10 protein-coding genes and 2 pseudogenes are annotated in these 21,290 nt (G+C 38.0%); all 12 read left to right on the plus strand.

The features are described from left to right. Positions 1 to 3,095 (plus strand): annotated as a pseudogene (locus tag HMPREF9010_RS19520) (SusC/RagA family TonB-linked outer membrane protein); the annotation flags it as partial. A gap of 18 nt (positions 3,096 to 3,113) precedes the next feature. Continuing rightward, positions 3,114 to 4,691: a SusD/RagB family nutrient-binding outer membrane lipoprotein gene (locus HMPREF9010_RS19515; RefSeq protein WP_008647366.1), complete on the plus strand. Its 1,578-nt coding sequence runs from the start codon at positions 3,114 to 3,116 to the stop codon at positions 4,689 to 4,691. A 32-nt stretch (positions 4,692 to 4,723) separates the two neighbouring features. After that, positions 4,724 to 5,789, plus strand: a pseudogene (locus tag HMPREF9010_RS19510) (glycoside hydrolase family 18). Positions 5,790 to 5,811: 22 nt separating this feature from the next. Then, positions 5,812 to 7,023 (plus strand): DUF1735 and LamG domain-containing protein, encoded by a 1,212-nt coding sequence (locus tag HMPREF9010_RS19505; protein WP_008640544.1) that lies wholly within the window; start codon positions 5,812 to 5,814, stop codon positions 7,021 to 7,023. 23 nt (positions 7,024 to 7,046) lie between these two features. Then, on the plus strand, positions 7,047 to 8,012 hold the full coding sequence (locus HMPREF9010_RS19500; RefSeq protein ID WP_008647367.1) for a BT_3987 domain-containing protein: 966 nt from the start codon (positions 7,047 to 7,049) through the stop codon (positions 8,010 to 8,012). A gap of 164 nt (positions 8,013 to 8,176) precedes the next feature. Beyond that, the gene (locus tag HMPREF9010_RS19495) at positions 8,177 to 10,378 is read left to right on the plus strand and encodes a DUF4838 domain-containing protein (protein ID WP_032852463.1); all 2,202 of its coding nucleotides are present in this window, start codon (positions 8,177 to 8,179) and stop codon (positions 10,376 to 10,378) included. Between the two features lie 97 nt (positions 10,379 to 10,475). Continuing rightward, positions 10,476 to 11,804: an MFS transporter gene (locus tag HMPREF9010_RS19490; protein WP_008647371.1), complete on the plus strand. Its 1,329-nt coding sequence runs from the start codon at positions 10,476 to 10,478 to the stop codon at positions 11,802 to 11,804. Positions 11,805 to 11,820: 16 nt separating this feature from the next. Then, positions 11,821 to 12,789 carry a 1,4-beta-mannosyl-N-acetylglucosamine phosphorylase gene (locus HMPREF9010_RS19485; protein WP_004318517.1) on the plus strand — a complete coding sequence of 323 codons (969 nt, stop codon included), beginning with the start codon at positions 11,821 to 11,823 and terminating at the stop codon, positions 12,787 to 12,789. A 7-nt stretch (positions 12,790 to 12,796) separates the two neighbouring features. Next, positions 12,797 to 15,070: a GH92 family glycosyl hydrolase gene (locus HMPREF9010_RS19480; protein ID WP_008647373.1), complete on the plus strand. Its 2,274-nt coding sequence runs from the start codon at positions 12,797 to 12,799 to the stop codon at positions 15,068 to 15,070. A gap of 294 nt (positions 15,071 to 15,364) precedes the next feature. After that, positions 15,365 to 16,258, plus strand: a complete 894-nt coding sequence (locus tag HMPREF9010_RS19475) for a sugar phosphate isomerase/epimerase family protein (RefSeq protein WP_008647374.1) — start codon at positions 15,365 to 15,367, stop codon at positions 16,256 to 16,258. Positions 16,259 to 16,430: 172 nt separating this feature from the next. Continuing rightward, the gene (locus tag HMPREF9010_RS19470) at positions 16,431 to 17,867 is read left to right on the plus strand and encodes a DUF4992 family lipoprotein (RefSeq protein WP_008647375.1); all 1,437 of its coding nucleotides are present in this window, start codon (positions 16,431 to 16,433) and stop codon (positions 17,865 to 17,867) included. A 29-nt stretch (positions 17,868 to 17,896) separates the two neighbouring features. Further along, the gene (locus HMPREF9010_RS19465) at positions 17,897 to 21,283 is read left to right on the plus strand and encodes a SusC/RagA family TonB-linked outer membrane protein (RefSeq protein ID WP_008647376.1); all 3,387 of its coding nucleotides are present in this window, start codon (positions 17,897 to 17,899) and stop codon (positions 21,281 to 21,283) included. Positions 21,284 to 21,290 lie beyond the last annotated feature (7 nt).

The raw sequence follows: 21,290 nt of genomic DNA on the forward strand, positions 1-21,290 counted from the left end.
GAATAATGTAATGAATCAGTTATCAGAGGAGTAAATGTCTAGTTTTTCAATAGTAGATAATCATATTGTACTTTCTGCGAAGAGTAATAAAGAAGACCAGCAAGAAAAAAACACCAATTACTGTAAGTGGTACTGTTACTGATTCAAAAGGAGAACCATTGATTGGAGTTAGTATTTTGGTAAAAGGAACTTCAAATGGTACTATCACTGATATGGATGGAAATTTCAAAATACAAGCAGCTAAAGGTGATGTACTTGAAGTATCCTATATCGGTTATGCCTCCCAAGCAATCACGCTTACTAGTGCACAACCCTTGAAGGTTACTTTAGGAGAAGATACGCAGGTGTTGGACGAAGTAGTCGTTACTGCATTAGGTATTAAGCGCGCAACTAAAGCATTAAGCTATAATGTGCAAGAAGTAAAAGGTGATGAATTGACAACTGTAAAAAGTGCCAATTTTATGAACTCACTGGCTGGAAAGGTGGCTGGTGTTAATATCAATGCATCTTCATCCGGTGTTGGAGGGGCTACACGTGTAGTTATGCGTGGTACCAAATCTATATCTTCAGACAATAATGCTTTATATGTAATTGATGGTGTTCCTATTTTCAATACAAATAAAGGTGACACTAACGGACAATATTCAGCCCAACCGAGAGGAGAGGGCATATCTGATATCAATCCGGAAGATATTGAAAGCATGTCTGTATTAAGTGGACCTGCTGCTGCGGCCTTGTATGGCTCTAATGCAGCATCTGGTGTAATTTTAATTACTACAAAGAAGGGAAAAGAAGGTAAGGCACGAATTATTATTTCTAATAATTCAACTTTTTCCAATCCTTTTATAATGCCTGAATTCCAAAATTCTTATATAAACCGTGCAGGTTCCTTTGCTTCATGGGGAGATAAAGCGTCTTCTCTTTTCGGAACTTATGAGCCAAAAGATTTTTTCAATACTGGTACTAATATCCAGAATAACGTTTCTTTATCTGTTGGTAATGAAAAGAATCAAACTTATCTGTCTGTAGGTACTACTAATGCAACTGGTATCATTCAAAATAGCAAATATGACCGTTACAATTTTACCTTCAGAAATACAACAAAATTCCTGAAAGATAAAATGACATTAGATGTGGGTTTTAGCTATATTATCCAAGAAGATCTTAATCTAATGGCACAAGGTGAATATTTCAATCCACTACCAGCCGTATATCTGTTCCCGCGTGGCGAAAACTTTGAAGCTGTGAGGATGTATAAAACATATGACACAACTCGTAAGATAGATGTACAGAACTGGGGATGGGGTGATCCTGGATACAGTATGAAAAATAATCCATATTGGGTGGCTAATGAGATGAACCATGGCATGAAAAAACAACGTTACATGGCTAATGCTAGTTTAAAATATGAAATTTTGGATTGGCTTGATGTAACAGGGCGCGTTCGCATTGATAATGCAACCAATGATTATTCAGATAAAAGAAATGCTTCTACCGATCTTTACTTTACTAATAGTTCTATTTATGGATTCTATAAGTACTATAAAGCTGACGATAGACAGGCTTATGCAGATGTGATGGCTAATATTAATAAACGCTTTGGTGACTTAAGTTTAAGTGCTAATATTGGCGGTAGTTTTACTCAAACTTATTATGACGAAAGAGGATTCCAAGGTGGTTTGAAAGATATGTCTAATGTTTTTAGTCTATATAATATGACTACAACTTTGGATAAAGATACTTATCCTATAGAAAGTGGATACAAACAACGCACCAACTCTATTTTTGCTAGTGCGGAAATTGGTTGGAAGAGTATGTTGTATATGACTTTAACCGGACGTAATGATTGGGATTCAGCATTGATTAATACAGAACAATCATCTTTCTTTTATCCATCAATAGGGCTTTCAGGAGTTATTTCCGAAATGGTAAAATTACCCAAAGCTATTACTTATTTGAAAGTACGCGGCTCATTTGCTTCAGTAGGTGCTCCTATTCCTAAGAATCTTTCTTCCAACAAAACGTATGAGTGGGACCCTGCGACTAGTCAGTGGAAATTACAAACTTATCGTCCTTTGCCTAAACTTTATCCTGAACGTACTAATTCTTGGGAAGCTGGTTTGAATGCCAAATTCTTTAATAATAGTTTAAGTTTGGAAGTTACCTGGTATAAGGCTAATACTCGCAAACAAACATTCCAAGTTCCTTTGTCAGGAACCGCTGTATATGCGACTATGTATGCACAGTCTGGTAATATTGAGAATAAAGGTATGGAATTCTCTTTAGGGTATAATAAATCATGGGGAGATTTCTCGTGGAATTCCAATTTGACTTTTAGTTTTAATAAAAATAAGATTGTAGAACTCTTGGATGATGCAGTGGATGATGAAGGTAATCACTATAGTTTGAGTGAGATAGATAAAGGTGGCATTGGATCGGCTAAAGTTATTCTTCGTAAAGGAGGAAGCATGGGAGACATGTATGTCACTAATCGTTTGAAACGTGATAACGAAGGAAATGTATTTATTGATAAAGCGAGCCAGAATGTGAAAAAAGAGGATATAAAGAATTCGGATGAGTTTATTCATATTGGCTCTGTATTGCCTAAGAGTAATTTAGGCTTTAGAAATGACTTCTCTTATAAAGGCATTAGCTTGGGATTCATGCTTGCTGCCCGCTTTGGAGGTATTGTTATCTCACCAACACAAGCTGTAATGGATCAGTTCGGAGTATCTAAGGTCACAGCTTTAGCACGTGATAATGAAGGTGTTCCTGTAAATAATGGAAAAGTGGATCCCCAGACTTATTATACAGAAGTGGGTGGAATAAGTGGATTGATGTCTAACTATGTATATAGTGCTACTAATGTTCGTTTACAAGAGTTATCGGTGGGCTACTCACTTCCAGCCAAATGGTTTAATAACAAATGTAATCTTAGTTTGTCAATAACAGGTCACAACTTGTGGATGATTTATAATAAAGCACCATTTGATCCGGAAGCTACCGCTTCTACTGGTACTTATTATCAAGGTGTTGATTACTTTATGCAACCAAGTTTGAGAAGTTGGGGATTTAATGTAAAAATACAGTTTTAACGATAAAAGAATAACCAAATGAAAATATATAAATTCATAACGCAGATTTCTATTGCAGGCTGTATGCTTGTTGGAACTCCAATGTTACAAGGATGCATGGATAATAGCTTGAATGATCCGCTGGGAAAAGTTTCGGAAGAAGAACTTGGACGAGATGGATTTGCTGCCAATGCTTTCTTCTTGACTTTATGTGATTATGCATATCCCATAGCTACTGAAAACATTTATAATACCAATGAATCCTTGATTGGTGACTGCTATGGGCGTTATCAAGTAATGGCAACAGATAAGTTTAAAGGGGCAAATTTTGCTACATATAACGCACCCGAGAACTGGTTAAACTGGCAGTTTGCAGATGATAATGTAATGGTATTGACGTATGGGGCATGGAATAAAATAAAGAATGTAACCCAAGGAACAGGAGTTAACTTTGCATGGGCACAGATTTTGAGAATTGCGACAATGCATCGTATGCTTGATATGTATGGGGCACTTCCTTATTCCCAAATTTCAAGTGATAAACTTTCGGCTCCTTACGATACAATGGAGGAAGCATATCATGCAATGTTTACTGATCTGACTGATGCTATTAATGTAATGACTGTTTATGTGACCGAAAATCCAAACAACAGAACGATGGCTAAGTATGATAAAGTTTATGACGGTGACTTTGAGAAATGGGTGAAATTTGCAAATTCACTGAAACTACGTATGGCCATTCGTATTCGTTTTGCAGATCGTGAATATGCCAGACAGATGGCGGAAGAAGCTATTAACCATTCTATAGGGGTAATTACTTCCAATGAAGATAACGCAACTTCTTTAGGTACTAAAAATCAATTGTATACGGTATTGGTACAATGGCCCGATCAATGTGTCTCTGCGGATATTACGTCCTATATGAAAGGGTATAACGATCCGCGTATGTCGAAATATTTTAAAAAGAAAACGAGCGATAAAGGAGATGATGATTATGTGGGGATGCGTGCAGGCTTGTCTTATGGTAATGATATTACCGGACCGACTTTCTCTAGAATAAATGTTGGAGAGATGGATCGTACTTTATGGATGAGTGCAGCTGAAACAGCTTTTAATAAAGCTGAAGCAGCAATGTTGGGATGGGATGTAAAAGGAGAAACAGTGAAAGATTTGTATGAATCAGCTATCAGACTTTCTTTTGCACAATGGGGAGTATCGGAAGGCATTGACCAATATCTGAATGATGAATCAAGTACTCAGGCTGATTATGTAGATCCTAATGAGAATAAGGGGAATGAAAGTGCTATTAGTTCTATAACCATCAAATGGAAAGATGATGCTGGTGAGGAAGAAAAACTGGAAAGATTAATAACCCAAAAATGGATTGCAATGTGGCCTTTGGGACAAGAAGCATGGAGCGAGTATCGTCGTACTGGGTATCCGCGTTTTTTCCCGTTATTGAATGGAAATGTAACCAATCTTCCTTCCGCTAATCGTATTCCGTTCCCACCGTCGGAATATATTCGTAATGCTGCTAATGTAAATGCTGCTGTAAGTAAATTGGGTGGCGCTGATAATTATCAGACTAAGGTTTGGTGGCAGCGTAGGGATAAGTGAATAATAGTATAATCTATATTAATGTAAATAGTATGAGAAAGATATTCTATTTTATAATGTTGTTATTTGGCATAACGGTTGCGAATACAGCGTGTGATGATTGGACAGACATGGAACCAAAATTCCAGGAAGATATGACGCAGTCGTCACTTCCGGAAGAATACTATGCCCAGCTTCGCGCTTATAAAAAAACAGATCATCCGGTTGCTTTTGGATGGTTTGGTAATTGGACAGGAAATGGAGCTACCTTAGAAAAATGTTTAGCTGGACTTCCTGATAGTGTAGATTTTGTTTCTATTTGGGGTAACTGGAGACATTTGACAGAAGCGCAAAACAAAAGATTTGCGTTATGTACAAAATGTAAAAGGTACTAAAGCTTTGATGTGTTTTATTGTTCAAAATATCGGTGACCAATTGACTCCCGAGGAATACAAAGATAATTATCTGGATTTTTGGGGATGGAATGAAAATAAGGAAGAAGCTATAAAGAAATATGCCCATGCAATATGTGATAGTATTGATAAATATGGATATGATGGCTTTGATATTGACTACGAGCCTAATTTTGGTCATCGAGGTAACATGAGCGGAAGTGATGAGAATATGTTGTTGTTCATCCAGACCTTGGGAGAAAGAATCGGGCCGAAATCGGGTACAGACAGGCTATTAGTAATTGATGGTGAACCACAGAGTATTGTATCGGAGTCAGGTGCTTATTTTAATTATTTTATAGTGCAGGCTTATGATTCTCCTGGAGATAATACTGGACGTGACCATTTGGATAGCCGTTTAAACTCTACAATAAGAAACTTTGATGGGCATTTGACTGCAGAAGAAGTTGCAAAGAAATATATTGTAACTGAAAACTTTGAAAAATGGGCTTTGTCTGGTGGGGCTGATTTCACTGATCGATATGGAAATAAAATGAAGTCATTAGAAGGTATGGCACGTTGGACACCTATTATTAACGGGAAAAAATGTGTAAAAGGAGGGGTCGGAACTTATCATATGGAGTATGAATATACAATTGATGGTACAGAAGAATCTTATCCTTATTTGCGTAATGCTATCCGCATTATGAATCCACCGGTAAAATAATAAATTTAAAGATATAATAATTATGAGATATCTGGTAAAAAATAAAAATACAATAATGTTCGCCTTTGCCATATTGCTTTGTGCAATTATAGCAAGTTGTGAAGATGCAAAGTATGATACTATCGGCAGTAGAATTTATTTAGCTGAATCCAGTAGTTTGTCTTATGAGTCCAAAAAGGTAACAGTAGCCGAAGAGGGTAGTGTTGTCACTGTGACTCCGCGGTCGGGACAAATTGCAACAGAAGATATAGAAGTTACTTTGGGACTAAGTCCGAAATCGTTGGAAGTATATAATACAAAAAGTGGTACGAACTATAAATCTATGCCAGAAGGTTCATATTCTTTTGATCAAAAGACAGTGGTTATAAAAAAAGGAGAATTAGTGGCTCCTACTGTTAAAGTAACAATTGATCCGTTGACAAAGGAAATGCTTGATTCTGGTGATAAATTTGCACTACCGGTTGCTATTACTGCTGTATCAGGTGGGCAACAAACTTTGGAAGGTGCAGATGTGATGATTTATATCATGGATCAGGTTATTATAACCTCTGCACCAGTGTTGACGGGTACAAAACCAATTACTATGGAAATGCGTCAGGATTATACAGTCACTCAATGGTCACTTGAAATGCGTATTAATATGAGCGAACTTGGGGATGGGGTGACTCCTGGAGTTGGTTATCCTGGTCCTCCTAGCTATCAGAATCAAGCAATATTTTCTGCAGGTCCAGGTAATGGTATCGCAGAAGATGGTGAAATTTATATCCGTTTTGGTGATGGCCCGATTCCTGGTAATATTTTGCAGATAAAAACACAAGGTACTCAAGTAAATGCTGCTACTAAGTTTAAAAATAATCAATGGTATCATTTAGCATTTGTTTGTGATGGAGTGAAATTGACTATTTATGTAAATGGAAATATTGATGCAACATTAGATCTTCCAAGAAAACCTTTGCGTCTTGTTAAGAATAGTTTTGGTATATGCAATGGTGATTGGATGGTTACAGATGCTATAGTTAGCGAAGTACGTTTTTGGACTACTGCTATTTCACAGTCGCAGATTCAGAATAATATGTTTGCGATAAATCCGGGTACGGATGGCTTGGAGGCTTATTGGAAATTGAATGAAGGGGCAGGAACCGAGTTTAAAGACGCAACTGGTCATGGAAATAAAGCCACGGCGCCTAATGGAGTTGTCAGATGGGTAGATGGCATTAGATCAGATGGTAAATAATATAATATTCAAATGATGTAATTATGAGATTGAAAAATATAATATGGAAAACAGTAGTGATGTCATTAATGGCATCACCACTGTGCATCTCTTGTGACGATGATGACGAAGTTACTGTGAATTCTAAGTTTTATCTTTCTACGAAAGTTTTTCCGGTAGATTCTTATGAAGCATCGTTGTCAGTGATTTTGAAAGATAATTCAGTGGTCGTAAATGAGTTACAACCTAATTATCGGTTTGTTGCATGTGCCACGGAGAGATTATCGAAAGATGTGAAAATAACAGCCGATAGTGATGATAATCTAGTAAGTGCTTACAATAAAGCTAATGATACGGAATATAACATATTACCTGCTGAAAATTATTCTTTCACCAATAAAACTGTTACTATTGAAAATGGAGAAAGTGTATCTGGAGATTCTATAAAAATAGAGCTGTTAAATGTAGGATCGTTGACTACAGAAGGGGGATATTTGTTGCCAGTTACCATATCTTCTATAGAAGGTAATAACTTAGATGCACTTAGCTCTAACAGAGGAGTAGTTTATGTGAAAATTCAAAATATTCATGTCAATGTAGAGTCCGGGCAACCGGCTGAAGGTACTTTGATTGCCGATCGTTCTGGCTGGACTGTAAAAGTTGCTCCGACGACTCGTGGAGATGCTAAAAATCTAATTGATGGAACAAATTCTGATGTAGCTCGTGATGGAGGAGCAGAATATTGGTTAACTGTGGATATAGGTAAGGTGCAGACATTAACAGGAATAAGAAATAAGTGTTATGCTAGTAGTTATTCACCGACTGCAGTAGAAGTATTTACTTCGAGTGATGGAGCAAAATGGAAATCTATTGGTGCTGTAACTATTTCAAGAAGTGGCACACAATATATTAAGTTTTCGAAAGCCGTTGAAACGCGTTATTTAAAGTATTATGTGAAACAAGGTCCCAATACGGTCAGCCTTACGGAATTTGACCTATATGCGAAATAATTAATAGGTTATTGAAAATTTTTAAGTCCCACTTTTTCGTATTTTCGGATAAAGTGGGACTTATTATATAAGTTAATAAATAAAAAAAGAAAAAGATTGATTGTTTAATAGTATCATATTGATTGTATTACTATTATATAATAACTTTTAATAGCAAGAAAAACATGAAATTATCTATTATTCTACGGATCTGTTTATGGTTTATGGGAATTAGTATGGCATTTCCGTCTCTCTCTCAAACAATGTTAGTAACTAATGGGAATACAAGTTCTAGGATCATTTTGAAAGAGAATAATCAAATATCGTGGACAGCTGCAAATTTGTTACAAACATTTATTCAAAAAGTAACCAGTTGTAAGTTGCCTGTTGTTATAAGTCAAACTCCTCGAAAAGGAGATATTCTCATTGGTGGTCAATCTCCGGCGGAAGTAACAGAGGACGGATTCTCTATTTCTACTCAAGACGGTATTCTAAAAATATCTGGTAAAGAAAACGGTGTTGTATATGGGGTTGTTACTTTATTAGAGCAATATTTGGGTATCGATTATTGGGGAGAGAATGAATATTCTCTTGCCCCTTCAAAAACAGTGAACTTACCCTTAATTAATAAAGTCGAGAATCCGGGCTTTCGTTACCGTCAGACACAATGTTATGCTATCCATACAGACTCTATTTATAAGTGGTGGAATCGTTTAGAGGAACCGAATGAAGTGTTTGCTGCCGGTTATTGGGTGCATACTTTTGATAAGCTTCTGCCTTCATTCATTTATGGGAAAGAACATCCGGAATATTATTCTTACTTCAAAGGAAAACGCCACCCGGGAAAGGCCAGTCAGTGGTGTTTGAGTAATCCGGAGGTTTTTGAGATTGTAGCTCAACGTGTTGATTCTATTTTCAAAGCAAATCCAGATAAGCATATCATGTCTGTAAGTCAGAATGATGGTAATTATACAAATTGTACGTGTGATGCTTGTAAGGCAATTGATGATTATGAAGGAGCATTATCAGGAAGCATAATCACTTTTCTGAATAAGTTGGCTGCCCGTTTCCCGGATAAAGAATTTTCCACATTGGCTTATCTATATACTATGAATCCTCCGAAACATGTGAAACCTTTGCCGAATGTGAATATTATGCTATGTGATATTGACTGTGACCGTGAAGTAACTTTGACGGAGAATGCTTCGGGAAAAGAGTTTGTGAAAGCCATGGAAGGATGGTCTAAGATTACCAATAATATTTTCGTGTGGGATTACGGTATTAACTTTGATAATTATCTGGCTCCATTTCCTAATTTCCATATTTTACAGGACAATATCCGTCTTTTCAAAAAGAATCATGCCACCATGCATTTCTCTCAAATAGCAGGGAGCAGGGGAGGAGATTTTGCAGAACTTCGCGCTTATTTAGTGTCAAAGTTAATGTGGAATCCAGAAGTTAATGTAGACTCATTGATGCAACATTTTCTGCATGGATATTATGGGGAAGCAGCGCCATATCTTTATCAGTACATAAAGATAATGGAAGGCGCATTAATCGGTAGTGGACAGAGGTTGTGGATATATGATTCACCCGTATCACATAAATATGGCATGCTAAAGCCTGCTTTGATGCGTCGTTATAATCATTTATTTGATTTGGCTGAAAAGGCTGTTGCAGCAGAACCCGATTTCTTAAAACGAGTTCAACGGGCACGTCTGCCAATTCAGTATTCAGAACTGGAGATTGCACGAACAGAGACAGAAAAAGACTTAGTAGATATCAATAGAAAGTTAGACCTTTTTGAGGAACGCGTGAAAGAGTTTCAAGTTCCTACATTGAATGAACGTTCCAATTCACCGATAGACTATTGCAAATTGTATAGGGAACGTTACATGCCACAGAAAGAAAAAAGTTTGGCTTTGGGTGCAAAAGTTACTTATCTAATTCCTCCTTCGGGAAAATATGCGGCATTAGGAAAAGACGCATTGGTTGACGGTTTGTTTGGTGGAGCAACCTTTGTTGATAGCTGGATTGGTTGGGAAGGAACCGATGGTGCATTCGTTATAGATTTGGGCGAAGCGAAAGAGATACATAGTGTGGAAACAGATTTTCTTCATCAAATAGGGGCCTGGATTCTTTTTCCTCTAAAGGTGGTTTATTCATATGCTGATGACGGTGAACATTATACGCATTGGAAAACGATTGATTTACCGGAAGAACGTACGGGTGAGGTAAAATTCCGCAGGGTCAAGGCTGAATCAGCTGGACCGATAAAAACTCGTTATGTAAAAGTAGAAGTCACTGGAACGAAAGAATGTCCGACTTGGCATTATGGTGTAGGCCATCCTTCGTGGTTCTTTATAGACGAAGTGATAATAAAATAAAAAAAGTAGGGGGGAGACGTTAGTAGTTTCCCCCCTTTAGTTGTATTATATATAGATGGGTCAGAAAAATGTTTTTTTCATCTATATACTATGATTTATGCAACAGAATAAAACTGTTTCTCAACGAAAAACTATTAACCCGGCTTGCTGGGTACCTACTGCTTATTTTGCAATGGGACTTCCCTTTATTGCTATTAATCTGGTTTCTGTTTTCATGTTTAAGGATCTTGGAATTTCGGATACGCAAATTGCATTCTGGACTTCTCTGATTATGATGCCTTGGACACTGAAATTTTTGTGGAGTCCTTTTCTTGAAATGTATCGGACGAAAAAATTCTTCGTATTGATTACAGAATTATTGAGTGGTGTATTGTTTGGAGTAGTAGCCTTTTCTTTGTTTTTCGATTACTTTTTCGCTATAAGTATCTCTACGATGGCAGTGATTGCCTTTAGTGGAGCAACGCACGATATTGCTTGTGATGGTGTATATATGGCTGAATTGAACAAGGAAGATCAGGCAAAATATATCGGAGTTCAAGGGGCTTTTTATAATGTAGCCAAATTGGTTGCTAATGGAGGATTAGTTGCTATGGCAGGAGCATTGGCAGAGCACTTCGGAGCAATAGAAGGTGCTTCGATAGATGCTAACAAAGGAGCGTATTCATCTGCATGGATGATTATTTTCGGCGTAATTGCGGCAATAATGGTACTGATCGGTATTTATCATATAAAAATGTTACCTTCTACACAGGTTCCGTCAACAACAAAGAAAACTGCATCGGAGGTTGGACACGAATTGGTAGCAGTAATTGCTAACTTCTTTACTAAAAAGCATATTCTTTATTACATCTGTTTTATTATTTTATATCGTTTGGCAGAAGGCTTTATCATGAAAATAGCTCCGCTGTTTTTACGTGCTTCAAGGGATGTAGGCGGCTTAGGACTGTCGTTAACAGAGATCGGCACGCTAAATGGTATCTTTGGTTCCGCTGCTTTCGTTTTAGGCTCATTGTTAGCAGGTATTTATGTCTCTAAGTTCGGATTGAAAAAGACACTGTTCACTCTCTGTTGTATTTTTAATCTTCCGTTTGTTGCCTATACTTTTTTGGCAGTTGCACAGCCTACTAATGTATATCTGATCGGAACTTGTATAACAATGGAATATTTTGGTTATGGCTTTGGTTTTGTCGGATTGACGTTGTTTATGATGCAACAGATTGCTCCAGGCAAACATCAAATGTCACATTACGCATTTGCTTCAGGAATCATGAATCTGGGAGTGATGCTTCCGGGAATGGTTAGTGGTTATCTTAGTGACTTATTAGGATATCGTAATTTCTTTATCTATGTGTTAATCGCAACTATTCCAGCTTTTCTGATTACTTATTTCATACCTTTCACGTATGATGACTCAAAAAATAAATAATATAAAATCAACGATTATGAATAAAATTCAAATTCCTTGGGAAGATCGTCCTGTCGGATGTACGGACGTTATGTGGCGTTACTCACAAAATCCAGTTATCGGACGTTATCATATTCCTTCATCTAATAGTATTTTCAATAGTGCTGTTGTTCCTTTTGAGGATGGTTTTGCAGGCGTATTCCGTTGTGATAACAAAGCTGTACAGATGAATATCTTTGCAGGTTTTAGTAAGGACGGAATTCATTGGGATATCAATCATGAACCTATTCAGTTTAAAGCAGGTAACACGGAAATGATTGAGTCGGAATATAAATACGACCCTCGTGTTACATGGATTGAAGACCGCTATTGGGTGACTTGGTGTAATGGCTATCATGGCCCTACGATTGGTATTGCCTATACTTTTGACTTTAAGGAGTTTTTCCAGTGCGAAAATGCTTTCTTGCCTTTCAATCGTAATGGTGTACTTTTCCCGCAGAAGATCGATGGCAAGTATGCGATGTTGAGTCGTCCCAGTGATAATGGACATACTCCGTTTGGCGATATATACATCAGCTATAGCCCGGATATGAAATATTGGGGTGAACACCGTTGTGTAATGAAAGTGACTCCTTTCCCGGAAAGCGCTTGGCAGTGTACAAAGATTGGTGCAGGTTCAGTTCCTTTCCTTACAGATGAAGGCTGGTTGCTGTTCTATCACGGTGTAATCACTACTTGTAATGGTTTCCGTTACGCTATGGGAGCTGCCATATTGGATAAAGATCATCCGGAAAAAGTTCTTTACCGTACACGTGAATATCTGATAGGTCCGGCTGCTCCTTACGAACTTCAGGGTGACGTTCCTAATGTAGTATTCCCCTGTGCTGCTTTGCAAGATGGTGAACGTGTTGCTGTTTATTATGGTGCGGCAGATACTGTGGTAGGTATGGCCTTCGGATATATAAAAGAGATTATCGATTTTACGAAACGAACGAGTATCATTTAATAAAGATATGAAACGTATTATATTAACTTACACACTTGCTTTTTCCCTTCTTTCCGCCTATGCGGGGGAAGGGGGGAGCCCTCCCCTAAAAAATACGGATAAAGGTCTTTTGATAGATTATGTAGATCCTTTTATCGGAACTACTAATTTCGGGACTACCAATCCCGGAGCGATTTGTCCAAATGGTATGATGTCTGTGGTTCCTTTCAATGTGATGGGATCTTCTGAAAATACCTATGATAAAGACGCACGGTGGTGGTCTACGCCTTATGAATATACAAACTGTTTCTTTACCGGATATGCTCATGTAAATTTGAGTGGAGTCGGTTGTCCGGAATTAGGTTCTTTATTGCTGATGCCTACTACCGGAGAACTGAATGTGGATTATAAGGAATATGGTAGTAAGTATAAGGATGAACAGGCTTCACCGGGTTATTATTCTAATTATCTGACTAAATACAACGTAAAAACAGAAGTCTCGGCTACTCCTCGTACCGGTATTGCCCGTTTTACTTTTCCAAAAGGAAAAAGTCATATATTGTTGAATTTAGGTGAAGGATTAACGAATGAGAGCGGTGCCATGCTTCGTCGTGTAAGCGATTGTGAGGTGGAAGGAGTCAAATTGCTTGGTACATTCTGTTATAACCCTCAAGCTGTGTTTCCTATTTACTTTGTATTACGGGTTAAAAAGAGCCCTTCTGCAACAGGGTATTGGAAGAAACAACGTGCGATGACGGGTGTTGAGGCTGAATGGGATCCGGACCAGGGAAAGTATAAACTTTATACTCGCTACGGAAAAGAAATAGCAGGAGATGACATCGGTACTTATTTCTCCTTCGACACAGAAGAAGGTGAGCAGGTAGAAGTACAAATGGGAGTTTCTTTTGTAAGTATAGAAAATGCCCGGTTGAATCTGGATCGTGAACAGGCTGGAAAGAATTTCGAGCAGATTCATGCTGAAGCACGCTCCAAATGGAATGATGACTTGTCACGCATAACTGTAGAAGGTGGTACGGATGCTCAAAAAACTGTATTTTACACAGCACTTTACCATTTGCTGATTCATCCTAATATTTTGCAGGATGTAAACGGAGAATATCTGGCAATGGAAAGTGATAAGATTTTGACAACAAAAGGAGATCGCTATACTGTCTTTTCTCTTTGGGATACTTACCGCAATGTTCATCAATTGTTGACTTTGGTTTATCCGGAACGTCAGATGGAAATGGTACGTACAATGCTCGATATGTATCGCGAACATGGATGGTTGCCTAAATGGGAATTATATGGCAGGGAAACATTGACAATGGAAGGTGATCCGAGTATTCCGGTAATTGTAGATACCTGGATGAAAGGTTTGCGTGATTTTGATGTTGATTTGGCTTATGAAGCAATGTATAAATCTGCTACATTACCCGGAGCGGAAAACTTGATGCGTCCTGATAATGATGATTATATGTCCAAGGGATATGTGCCTCTTCGCGAACAGTATGACAATTCCGTATCTCATGCATTGGAATATTATATTGCTGATTTTGCGTTATCTCGCTTTGCAGAGGCTTTGGGTAAAAAGAAAGATGCAGAGATATTCTACAAGCGTTCTCTGGGATACAAACATTATTATAGCAAAGAATTTGGTACTTTCCGTCCGATTCTTCCGGATGGAACTTTTTACAGTCCGTTTAATCCGAGACAAGGAGAAAACTTTGAACCGAATCCCGGTTTCCATGAAGGTAATTCCTGGAATTATACATTCTATGTGCCACATGATGTATATGGCTTGGCAAAACTAATGGGTGGGAAGAAACCTTTTATTGATAAGCTACAAATGGTTTTTGACGAAGGGCTTTATGACCCGGCAAATGAACCGGATATTGCTTATGCCCATTTATTCTCATATTTTAAAGGTGAAGAATGGCGCACACAGAAAGAGACGCAACGTTTAATAGACAAGTACTTTACTACCAAACCTGATGGTATTCCAGGAAACGATGATACGGGAACGATGTCTTCCTGGGCTATTTTCAATATGATTGGTTTTTATCCTGATTGTCCCGGACTACCCGAATATACATTGACGACTCCGGTTTTTAATAAGGTAACGATTCGGTTAGATCCGAAATGGTATAAAGAGAAAGAGCTAATAATTGAAACTAATCGCACTCAACCAGGAACTTTATATATTGATAAGGTACTGTTGAATGGTCAAAAGTTTAATAAATATCATATTACACATGATGAACTTGTTCACGGCAAATATTTAAAATTTGAATTGAAATAACACACAGTGTTTCATAGGTATCGTTTTTGGGTTGACAGGGCTGTCGGACTTCTTATGGTCCGGCAGCCCATTTTTTTACATTTACTTTTATTGTTACTTCTCGGAAAATAGCGACACTATATGCTCGGGATAGTGACGGTATCCGGCTAAAATAGCGTCACTATTTCTCCCGGATACCGTCATTATCTTATTTTCATTAGACTATACTCTGCCACATTTATAGTTATTCTCTGTTTTATAGGTGATTACAAAAATCTCTTTCATACGTCTACTATGTAAATTGTAGGCAATAAGATGAAAACAAGAAGAAATTTATTCAAACATATCCTTTGGATATTAATACTTGCAGAGTGTTTCCCTCTATTAGCGATTGCCGGATCGCAGCAAAAGGAACAACGTTATAAAATAGCTGTATGTGACTGGATGATTCTGAAGCGTCAGAAAATCGGTTCATTTCAATTGGTACACGAATTGAATGGTGACGGCGTCGAACTAGATATGGGTGGCCTTGGCAAGAGAGAAATGTTTGATAATAAATTGCGGGAACCTCATTTTCAGCAGCTATTTCGTGAAACTGCTCAAAAATATCAATTAGAGGTTTCTTCTATTGCTATGTCCGGTTTCTACGGACAGTCTTTTCTGGAACGTGCTAATTATAAAGAGTTGGTTCAAGACTGCCTTCATGCAATGAGAGTAATGAATACTAAAGTAGCTTTTCTTCCTTTGGGGGGAATCGAAACTGGATGGGAAAAGAATTCAGCACTTCGAACAGAAGTTGTAAAACGTTTGAAGGAGGTGGGAGATATGGCTGCTTCTGAAGGAGTAGTTATCGGCATTGAAACTCAACTGGATGCTAAAGGAGATGTGAAACTGCTGAAAGAAATTAATTCTTCGGGAATCAAGATCTATTTTAAATTTCAAAATGCATTGGAGAATGGAAGGGATTTGTGCAAGGAGCTGAAGATTCTGGGGAAAAAGAGGATTTGCCAGATTCACTGTACGGATACTGATGGAGTGACTTTACCTTATAATGAACGATTAGATATGAATAAGGTGAAAAAGACACTGGATAAGATGGGATGGAGTGGATGGCTGGTGATAGAACGTTCGCGTGACAAGGATGACGTACGGAACGTGAAAAAGAATTATGGTACGAATATTAAGTATTTGAAAAAGGTGTTTCAGTAAAGATAGGAGGAGATTATGATATAGTTAATATGATAGAGAGAAAAAAAAGCAAAATCTATTTTTTTATTCTTTTAAGTGATTACATATTTTTTGATTGTACGTCTTTCCTTAAAAGAACTTTTAGATTTTGAAGATATAATATATTATTTTTGTTTAAATTAAAATTTAATCTATGAAGAGTAAGATGAAGATTAAAACGAAAGTCGTCGGGAGCATAGCTTGTTTATCGATGATCTTATTTATGGGCTCTTGTGCGGGAGATGGTTTTGATGAAGAAACTTTCTCCGGTGGCGTGACGAATACGCAATTGGATTCGCCGAAAGCATCGGATGTGGCTTTTGAAAAACTGGCTACAACTGAAAATAATGTAAAAGTTACTTGGTCGGTTGTTATGGGTGCAGGTGGTTACAAATTTTCTATGTATATTGTAGATGACCCCGACCATCCTGTAGCTGTAGTGAAGGACAGCATTGTAGACGGGACAGCTGTGGTATGTCCTTGGGTAGAAGATACGAACTATAAGGTTGAGATTGCAGCATTGGGGAATGAAAAGTTGAATAATACAGCTTCCGCTTCCGCCACTGAAATCAGTTGGTCTACACTTGTTGCCGCAACGCTTGTTCCTAATGGTACAGATTTGACCACATATTTTGCAGAACATCCGGTGACTACTGGAAAAGATACAGAAGTTGCTTTCGAACTGGAAGCAGGAGGGACGTATTATATTTCAGGAGATTTGAACTTTGGCGTAAATAATGTACAGTTACGCGGAAATAAAACACGAGGGAATGCGAATGTGAAATTCACGGCTCCGGCTTCGATTATTACTTGTGGTGGAGGATTAGCTTTGAAGTTTATCAACTTTGATTGTGATGTAGTGACAGATGGGGCTTTTTTAAAGTTTGGTGATGTTCCGGAAGAGATATTGGATACAAAGAGAACCGATCATGGAAAAGTAACTAATCCTATGGTTATCCAATCTTGCAATATCAAGGCTGTTAGAAAATACTTAGTTCACATTAATGGAAAGAAGTATGGTATCCAAAATTTTGCAATCAGAAATTGTGTAATAGATTGCTATCAAGCTGCCGATCTGATAAACTTTAACTCTGGCAGTTCTATTGTGAAAGACTTCGAAGTTAGTAATTCTACGATTTATAGTCATAACCAAAACGGTTCTCGTTTTTTACGTTATGGAGGTGGACAAACAACCAGTTATGATGGTTGGTCAAGAGGATCGATGACATTTATAAGCAATACATTCTATAATCTCTCCTATTCCGGACAGAGTTTTAATGGCAATGGCTGGTCGCAGACACATAACGAGGTGATTTCAAAGAACAATTTGTTTATTGATTCATTTTCGGGAAATTTCAATCGTCGTATAAGAATGCAGGGTACAAAGGTAGCTGCAACTTTTGAAAATAACTGTTATTGGTACAATGGCGCATTGCCACTGGATGAGACATCCAATCGTGCGGATGGTGATAAGAGCAATTCTGCTTATGGCGTGGATCCGGGATTCGCTGATGCTGCAAACGGTGATTTTACGCCGAGTGCTCCCGAAGTATTCGCTCATGGTAGTGGCGACCCGCGTTGGTTAAATTAAAAAGATAATAAATCTAGAATACGATAAAGATGAAACATAAGAATATATATAGAATCAGTATCAGCCTGCTTCTTGCTTTTGTGATGGCTTTGCCGACAATAGCACAGAATACTAAAACATTCAAAGGAGTTGTGCTGGATGAGACCGAGCAACCTATTATTGGAGCTGCCATAAAGGTCGTGGGAACAACAGTGGGAACAATAACGGATTTGGATGGAAATTTCATGTTGAATGTTCCTGATGGTAAGGAAGTGGAAATCTCTTATATAGGATATGTACCACAACGTTTTTCTGCTCCATTCAAATTGACAAAGATCATCTTGAAGGAAGATACGCAGCAATTGGATGAAGTTGTAGTTGTGGGTTATGGTACGCAGAAGAAAGCGCATTTGACTGGTGCTATCGCCACTGTTCCCGTTGATGATATTCAGGATATTTCAAGTGGAAGTTTGGCCAGTACATTGAGCGGTTTGGCAAATGGTATCTCTGTAAACGGAGGTGATACTCGTCCGGGACAAAACGCTACGATTACTATTCGTCAGAATGGTGAGTTGGAAGAAATGGGAGGTACCAACCTGCAGCCATTGTATGTTATTGATGGTTACATTTATCCTACGGAAGTAAAAGTGGGAAGTACTTATACTAATTTGGGTGCGGAAGCGTTTAACAACTTAGATCCATCAGTTGTGGAAAGTATTTCTATCTTGAAGGATGCTTCTGCAGCAGTTTACGGTGCTCGTGCAGCAAATGGTGTTATTCTGGTAACCACAAAAAAGGGAAAGTTAGGTGCGCCTAAAATTTCATATAATGGAACATTTGGTATTACAGATGAAGTATCTCGTCCTAAGATGTTGAATGCGTATGAGTATGGCAAGTTATGGAATGCAGTACGTATGGCTGACCCGACGGAGACAAGTATTGATCCGTTAAGAGCTATTTTTCAGCAGGATGAGTTGAATGCCATGAAAAGTTTGCACTATGATTTACTGGATAAATATTGGGAATCCGCATTGACGCAGCAGCATAGTGTAAACCTGAGCGGTGCTACTGAAAAAGCCAGTTATTTTGCCGGAATTTCTTATTTTGATCAGGATGGTAACTTAGGTAAGCTGGATTACAATCGTTGGAATTACCGTGCTGGTGTAGATGTGAAAATCAGCAAGTGGATAAAAGCGAATGTACAGGTCTCCGGTGATTATGGAAAGAAAAATACTCCTCTGAATCAGGTCGGAGGTTCGTCTGCAGAGAAAGATTACAATACGCTGTTGACACATCCTTATTATATTCCCGAATATGTGGGTGAATATGCGGTAGCTGCTTACGGTCCTACTAATTCATCGGTAAGTAATATTCAGAATTACAATTTCAATGTACTTCAGAATAATGGCGACTATAAACGAAACATGACATCAAACATGAATATTAATGCCGGGTTGGAATACGATTTCGGATGGAATAAATGGTTGAAAGGACTGAAATTGAAGTTTACTTATTCGAAGAGTGTCAATACGAATAAGACAAATGATTATGGTACTTCTTATAATCTTTATTATTTGGAGACTCGTTCTGGTAGTGGAGAACATTTGTATACTCCAATTGAAGGAGCGGATAACAGTGCATTTGAAAATACTAGTTTTTATTTGGCAAATAGTGGAAAACCGGTGGTTAACTCCAGTACAAGTGATATTACTGGATATTTGTCTCGTTCCATGACTCGTTCGGATAACTATCAGATGAACTTTACTGCAGCATATAATAGGGATTTCGGACTACATTCTGTAGGAGGTTTATTCTCCATTGAAAAGTCTGAATCAGAAACAGAATATTTGTACGGTATGGTTACTAACCCATACGAATTTACGACAGGACAATCTAATTCGGTAGACTGGAATAGTACTCCTAGTACAGAATTCACTCGTTTTGAGTCGGGTAATTTATCTTATATCGGTCGTTTGAATTATTCTTATGATAACAAATATTTACTGGAGTTCCTGCTTCGTTCGGATTCTTCCACCAAGTTTGCTCCTGAAAATTATTGGGGATTTTTCCCGTCAGTATCTGCTGGTTGGGTGGTTTCACAAGAAGAATGGTTTACTAAGAACGTTACATGGATTGATTACTTAAAGTTGCGTGCATCTTTTGGTTTGACCGGTCGTGATAATACAACAGCATGGCAATGGTTGCAGACTTACGGAACAGATAAGGATAAAGGGCCAGTATTTGGCACTAGTACAGAGGCCAATGCCGGTAGTCACCTCACAATGAATAAAAACAATGCAGCAATCAATCGGGATGCTCATTGGGATAAATCTTATAAAGGTAATTTGGGGCTTGATTTCAATGTTCTCGATAATCGTTTATCATTCAATATTGACGCTTACTATGAATGGAACCGTGAGATGTTGCTTAGTTATAATGCCTCTGTTCCATCTACAGTGGGAGCTAATTCTGCGAAAGTGAATTATGGAGAATTGAATACTTATGGTGTCGAACTGTCTGCTACATGGAGAGACAAGATAGGTAAGGATTTTAAGTATAAAATTCAGTTGAACACCGGGTATAGTGATAATGAGATTTTGGTAAGAGACTGGGATCAGAAGCCTACTTATAAGAGCTATAAGAAGGGTGATCGTTTGGATCAAGGCATCTGGGGTATGCAGTGTATCGGTATGTTCCGCAGCTATCAGGATATTGACGAGTATTTTGCCAAGTACAATATTACTTCCTATATGGGTAACGTTAAAGAAGATGTAAAACCGGGTATGTTGATTTATAAAGACGTGCGTGGAGCCAGACAAGATGATGGTACATACGCCGGACCGGATGGTGTGGTTAGCTCTGAAGATGACCAAGTACGGTTATCTAATCGAAGCAATCCTTACAGCATGACAATGAACCTGAACGCAGAATGGAAGGGGCTTTCTTTGACAGCTCAGTTTAATGCGAGCTGGGGTGGTTATAGTTTCTTGCCTGATGATGCAATTTCTTTAGGAAACCAAGGAACATCGGCTAATAAGTATAATGATTTGGAATATGCAAATATGCCTTCGTTCTGGACTACAGACAATATGTTTGTGTATAACGACGTAGTAGATGCAGCAGGTAATGTAGTGGTGAAAGCCAATCGCAATGGAAAATATCCGAACTTGAGATGGGGCAGCGTGAATGCAGTAACTTCTTCTTTCTGGAGAGTAAGCGGAACACGTGTCAAACTGAATCGCGTTACATTAGCTTACCGTATACCGTCAAAATATACAAAAATGATAGGTATCGAAAGTTGCCGTTTTAACATTACAGGACAGAATCTATTAAGTTTCTATAATCCTTATCCGGATAATTTTATTGATCCGATGACTACTTATGGGAATTATCCTACCCTGCGTAAATTCACGATTGGTGTTAATTTAACATTCTAAAAGAACA

The organism is Bacteroides sp. 3_1_23 (assembly GCF_000162555.1).
Classification (GTDB): domain Bacteria; phylum Bacteroidota; class Bacteroidia; order Bacteroidales; family Bacteroidaceae; genus Bacteroides; species Bacteroides ovatus.

Coding starts and splice junctions, on each gene's coding strand:
- HMPREF9010_RS19515 (WP_008647366.1), top strand. CDS start 3,114: ATGAAAATATATAAATTCATAACGCAGATTTCTATTGCAGGCTGTATG.
- HMPREF9010_RS19505 (WP_008640544.1), top strand. CDS start 5,812: ATGAGATATCTGGTAAAAAATAAAAATACAATAATGTTCGCCTTTGCC.
- HMPREF9010_RS19500 (WP_008647367.1), top strand. CDS start 7,047: ATGAGATTGAAAAATATAATATGGAAAACAGTAGTGATGTCATTAATG.
- HMPREF9010_RS19495 (WP_032852463.1), top strand. CDS start 8,177: ATGAAATTATCTATTATTCTACGGATCTGTTTATGGTTTATGGGAATT.
- HMPREF9010_RS19490 (WP_008647371.1), top strand. CDS start 10,476: ATGCAACAGAATAAAACTGTTTCTCAACGAAAAACTATTAACCCGGCT.
- HMPREF9010_RS19485 (WP_004318517.1), top strand. CDS start 11,821: ATGAATAAAATTCAAATTCCTTGGGAAGATCGTCCTGTCGGATGTACG.
- HMPREF9010_RS19480 (WP_008647373.1), top strand. CDS start 12,797: ATGAAACGTATTATATTAACTTACACACTTGCTTTTTCCCTTCTTTCC.
- HMPREF9010_RS19475 (WP_008647374.1), top strand. CDS start 15,365: ATGAAAACAAGAAGAAATTTATTCAAACATATCCTTTGGATATTAATA.
- HMPREF9010_RS19470 (WP_008647375.1), top strand. CDS start 16,431: ATGAAGAGTAAGATGAAGATTAAAACGAAAGTCGTCGGGAGCATAGCT.
- HMPREF9010_RS19465 (WP_008647376.1), top strand. CDS start 17,897: ATGAAACATAAGAATATATATAGAATCAGTATCAGCCTGCTTCTTGCT.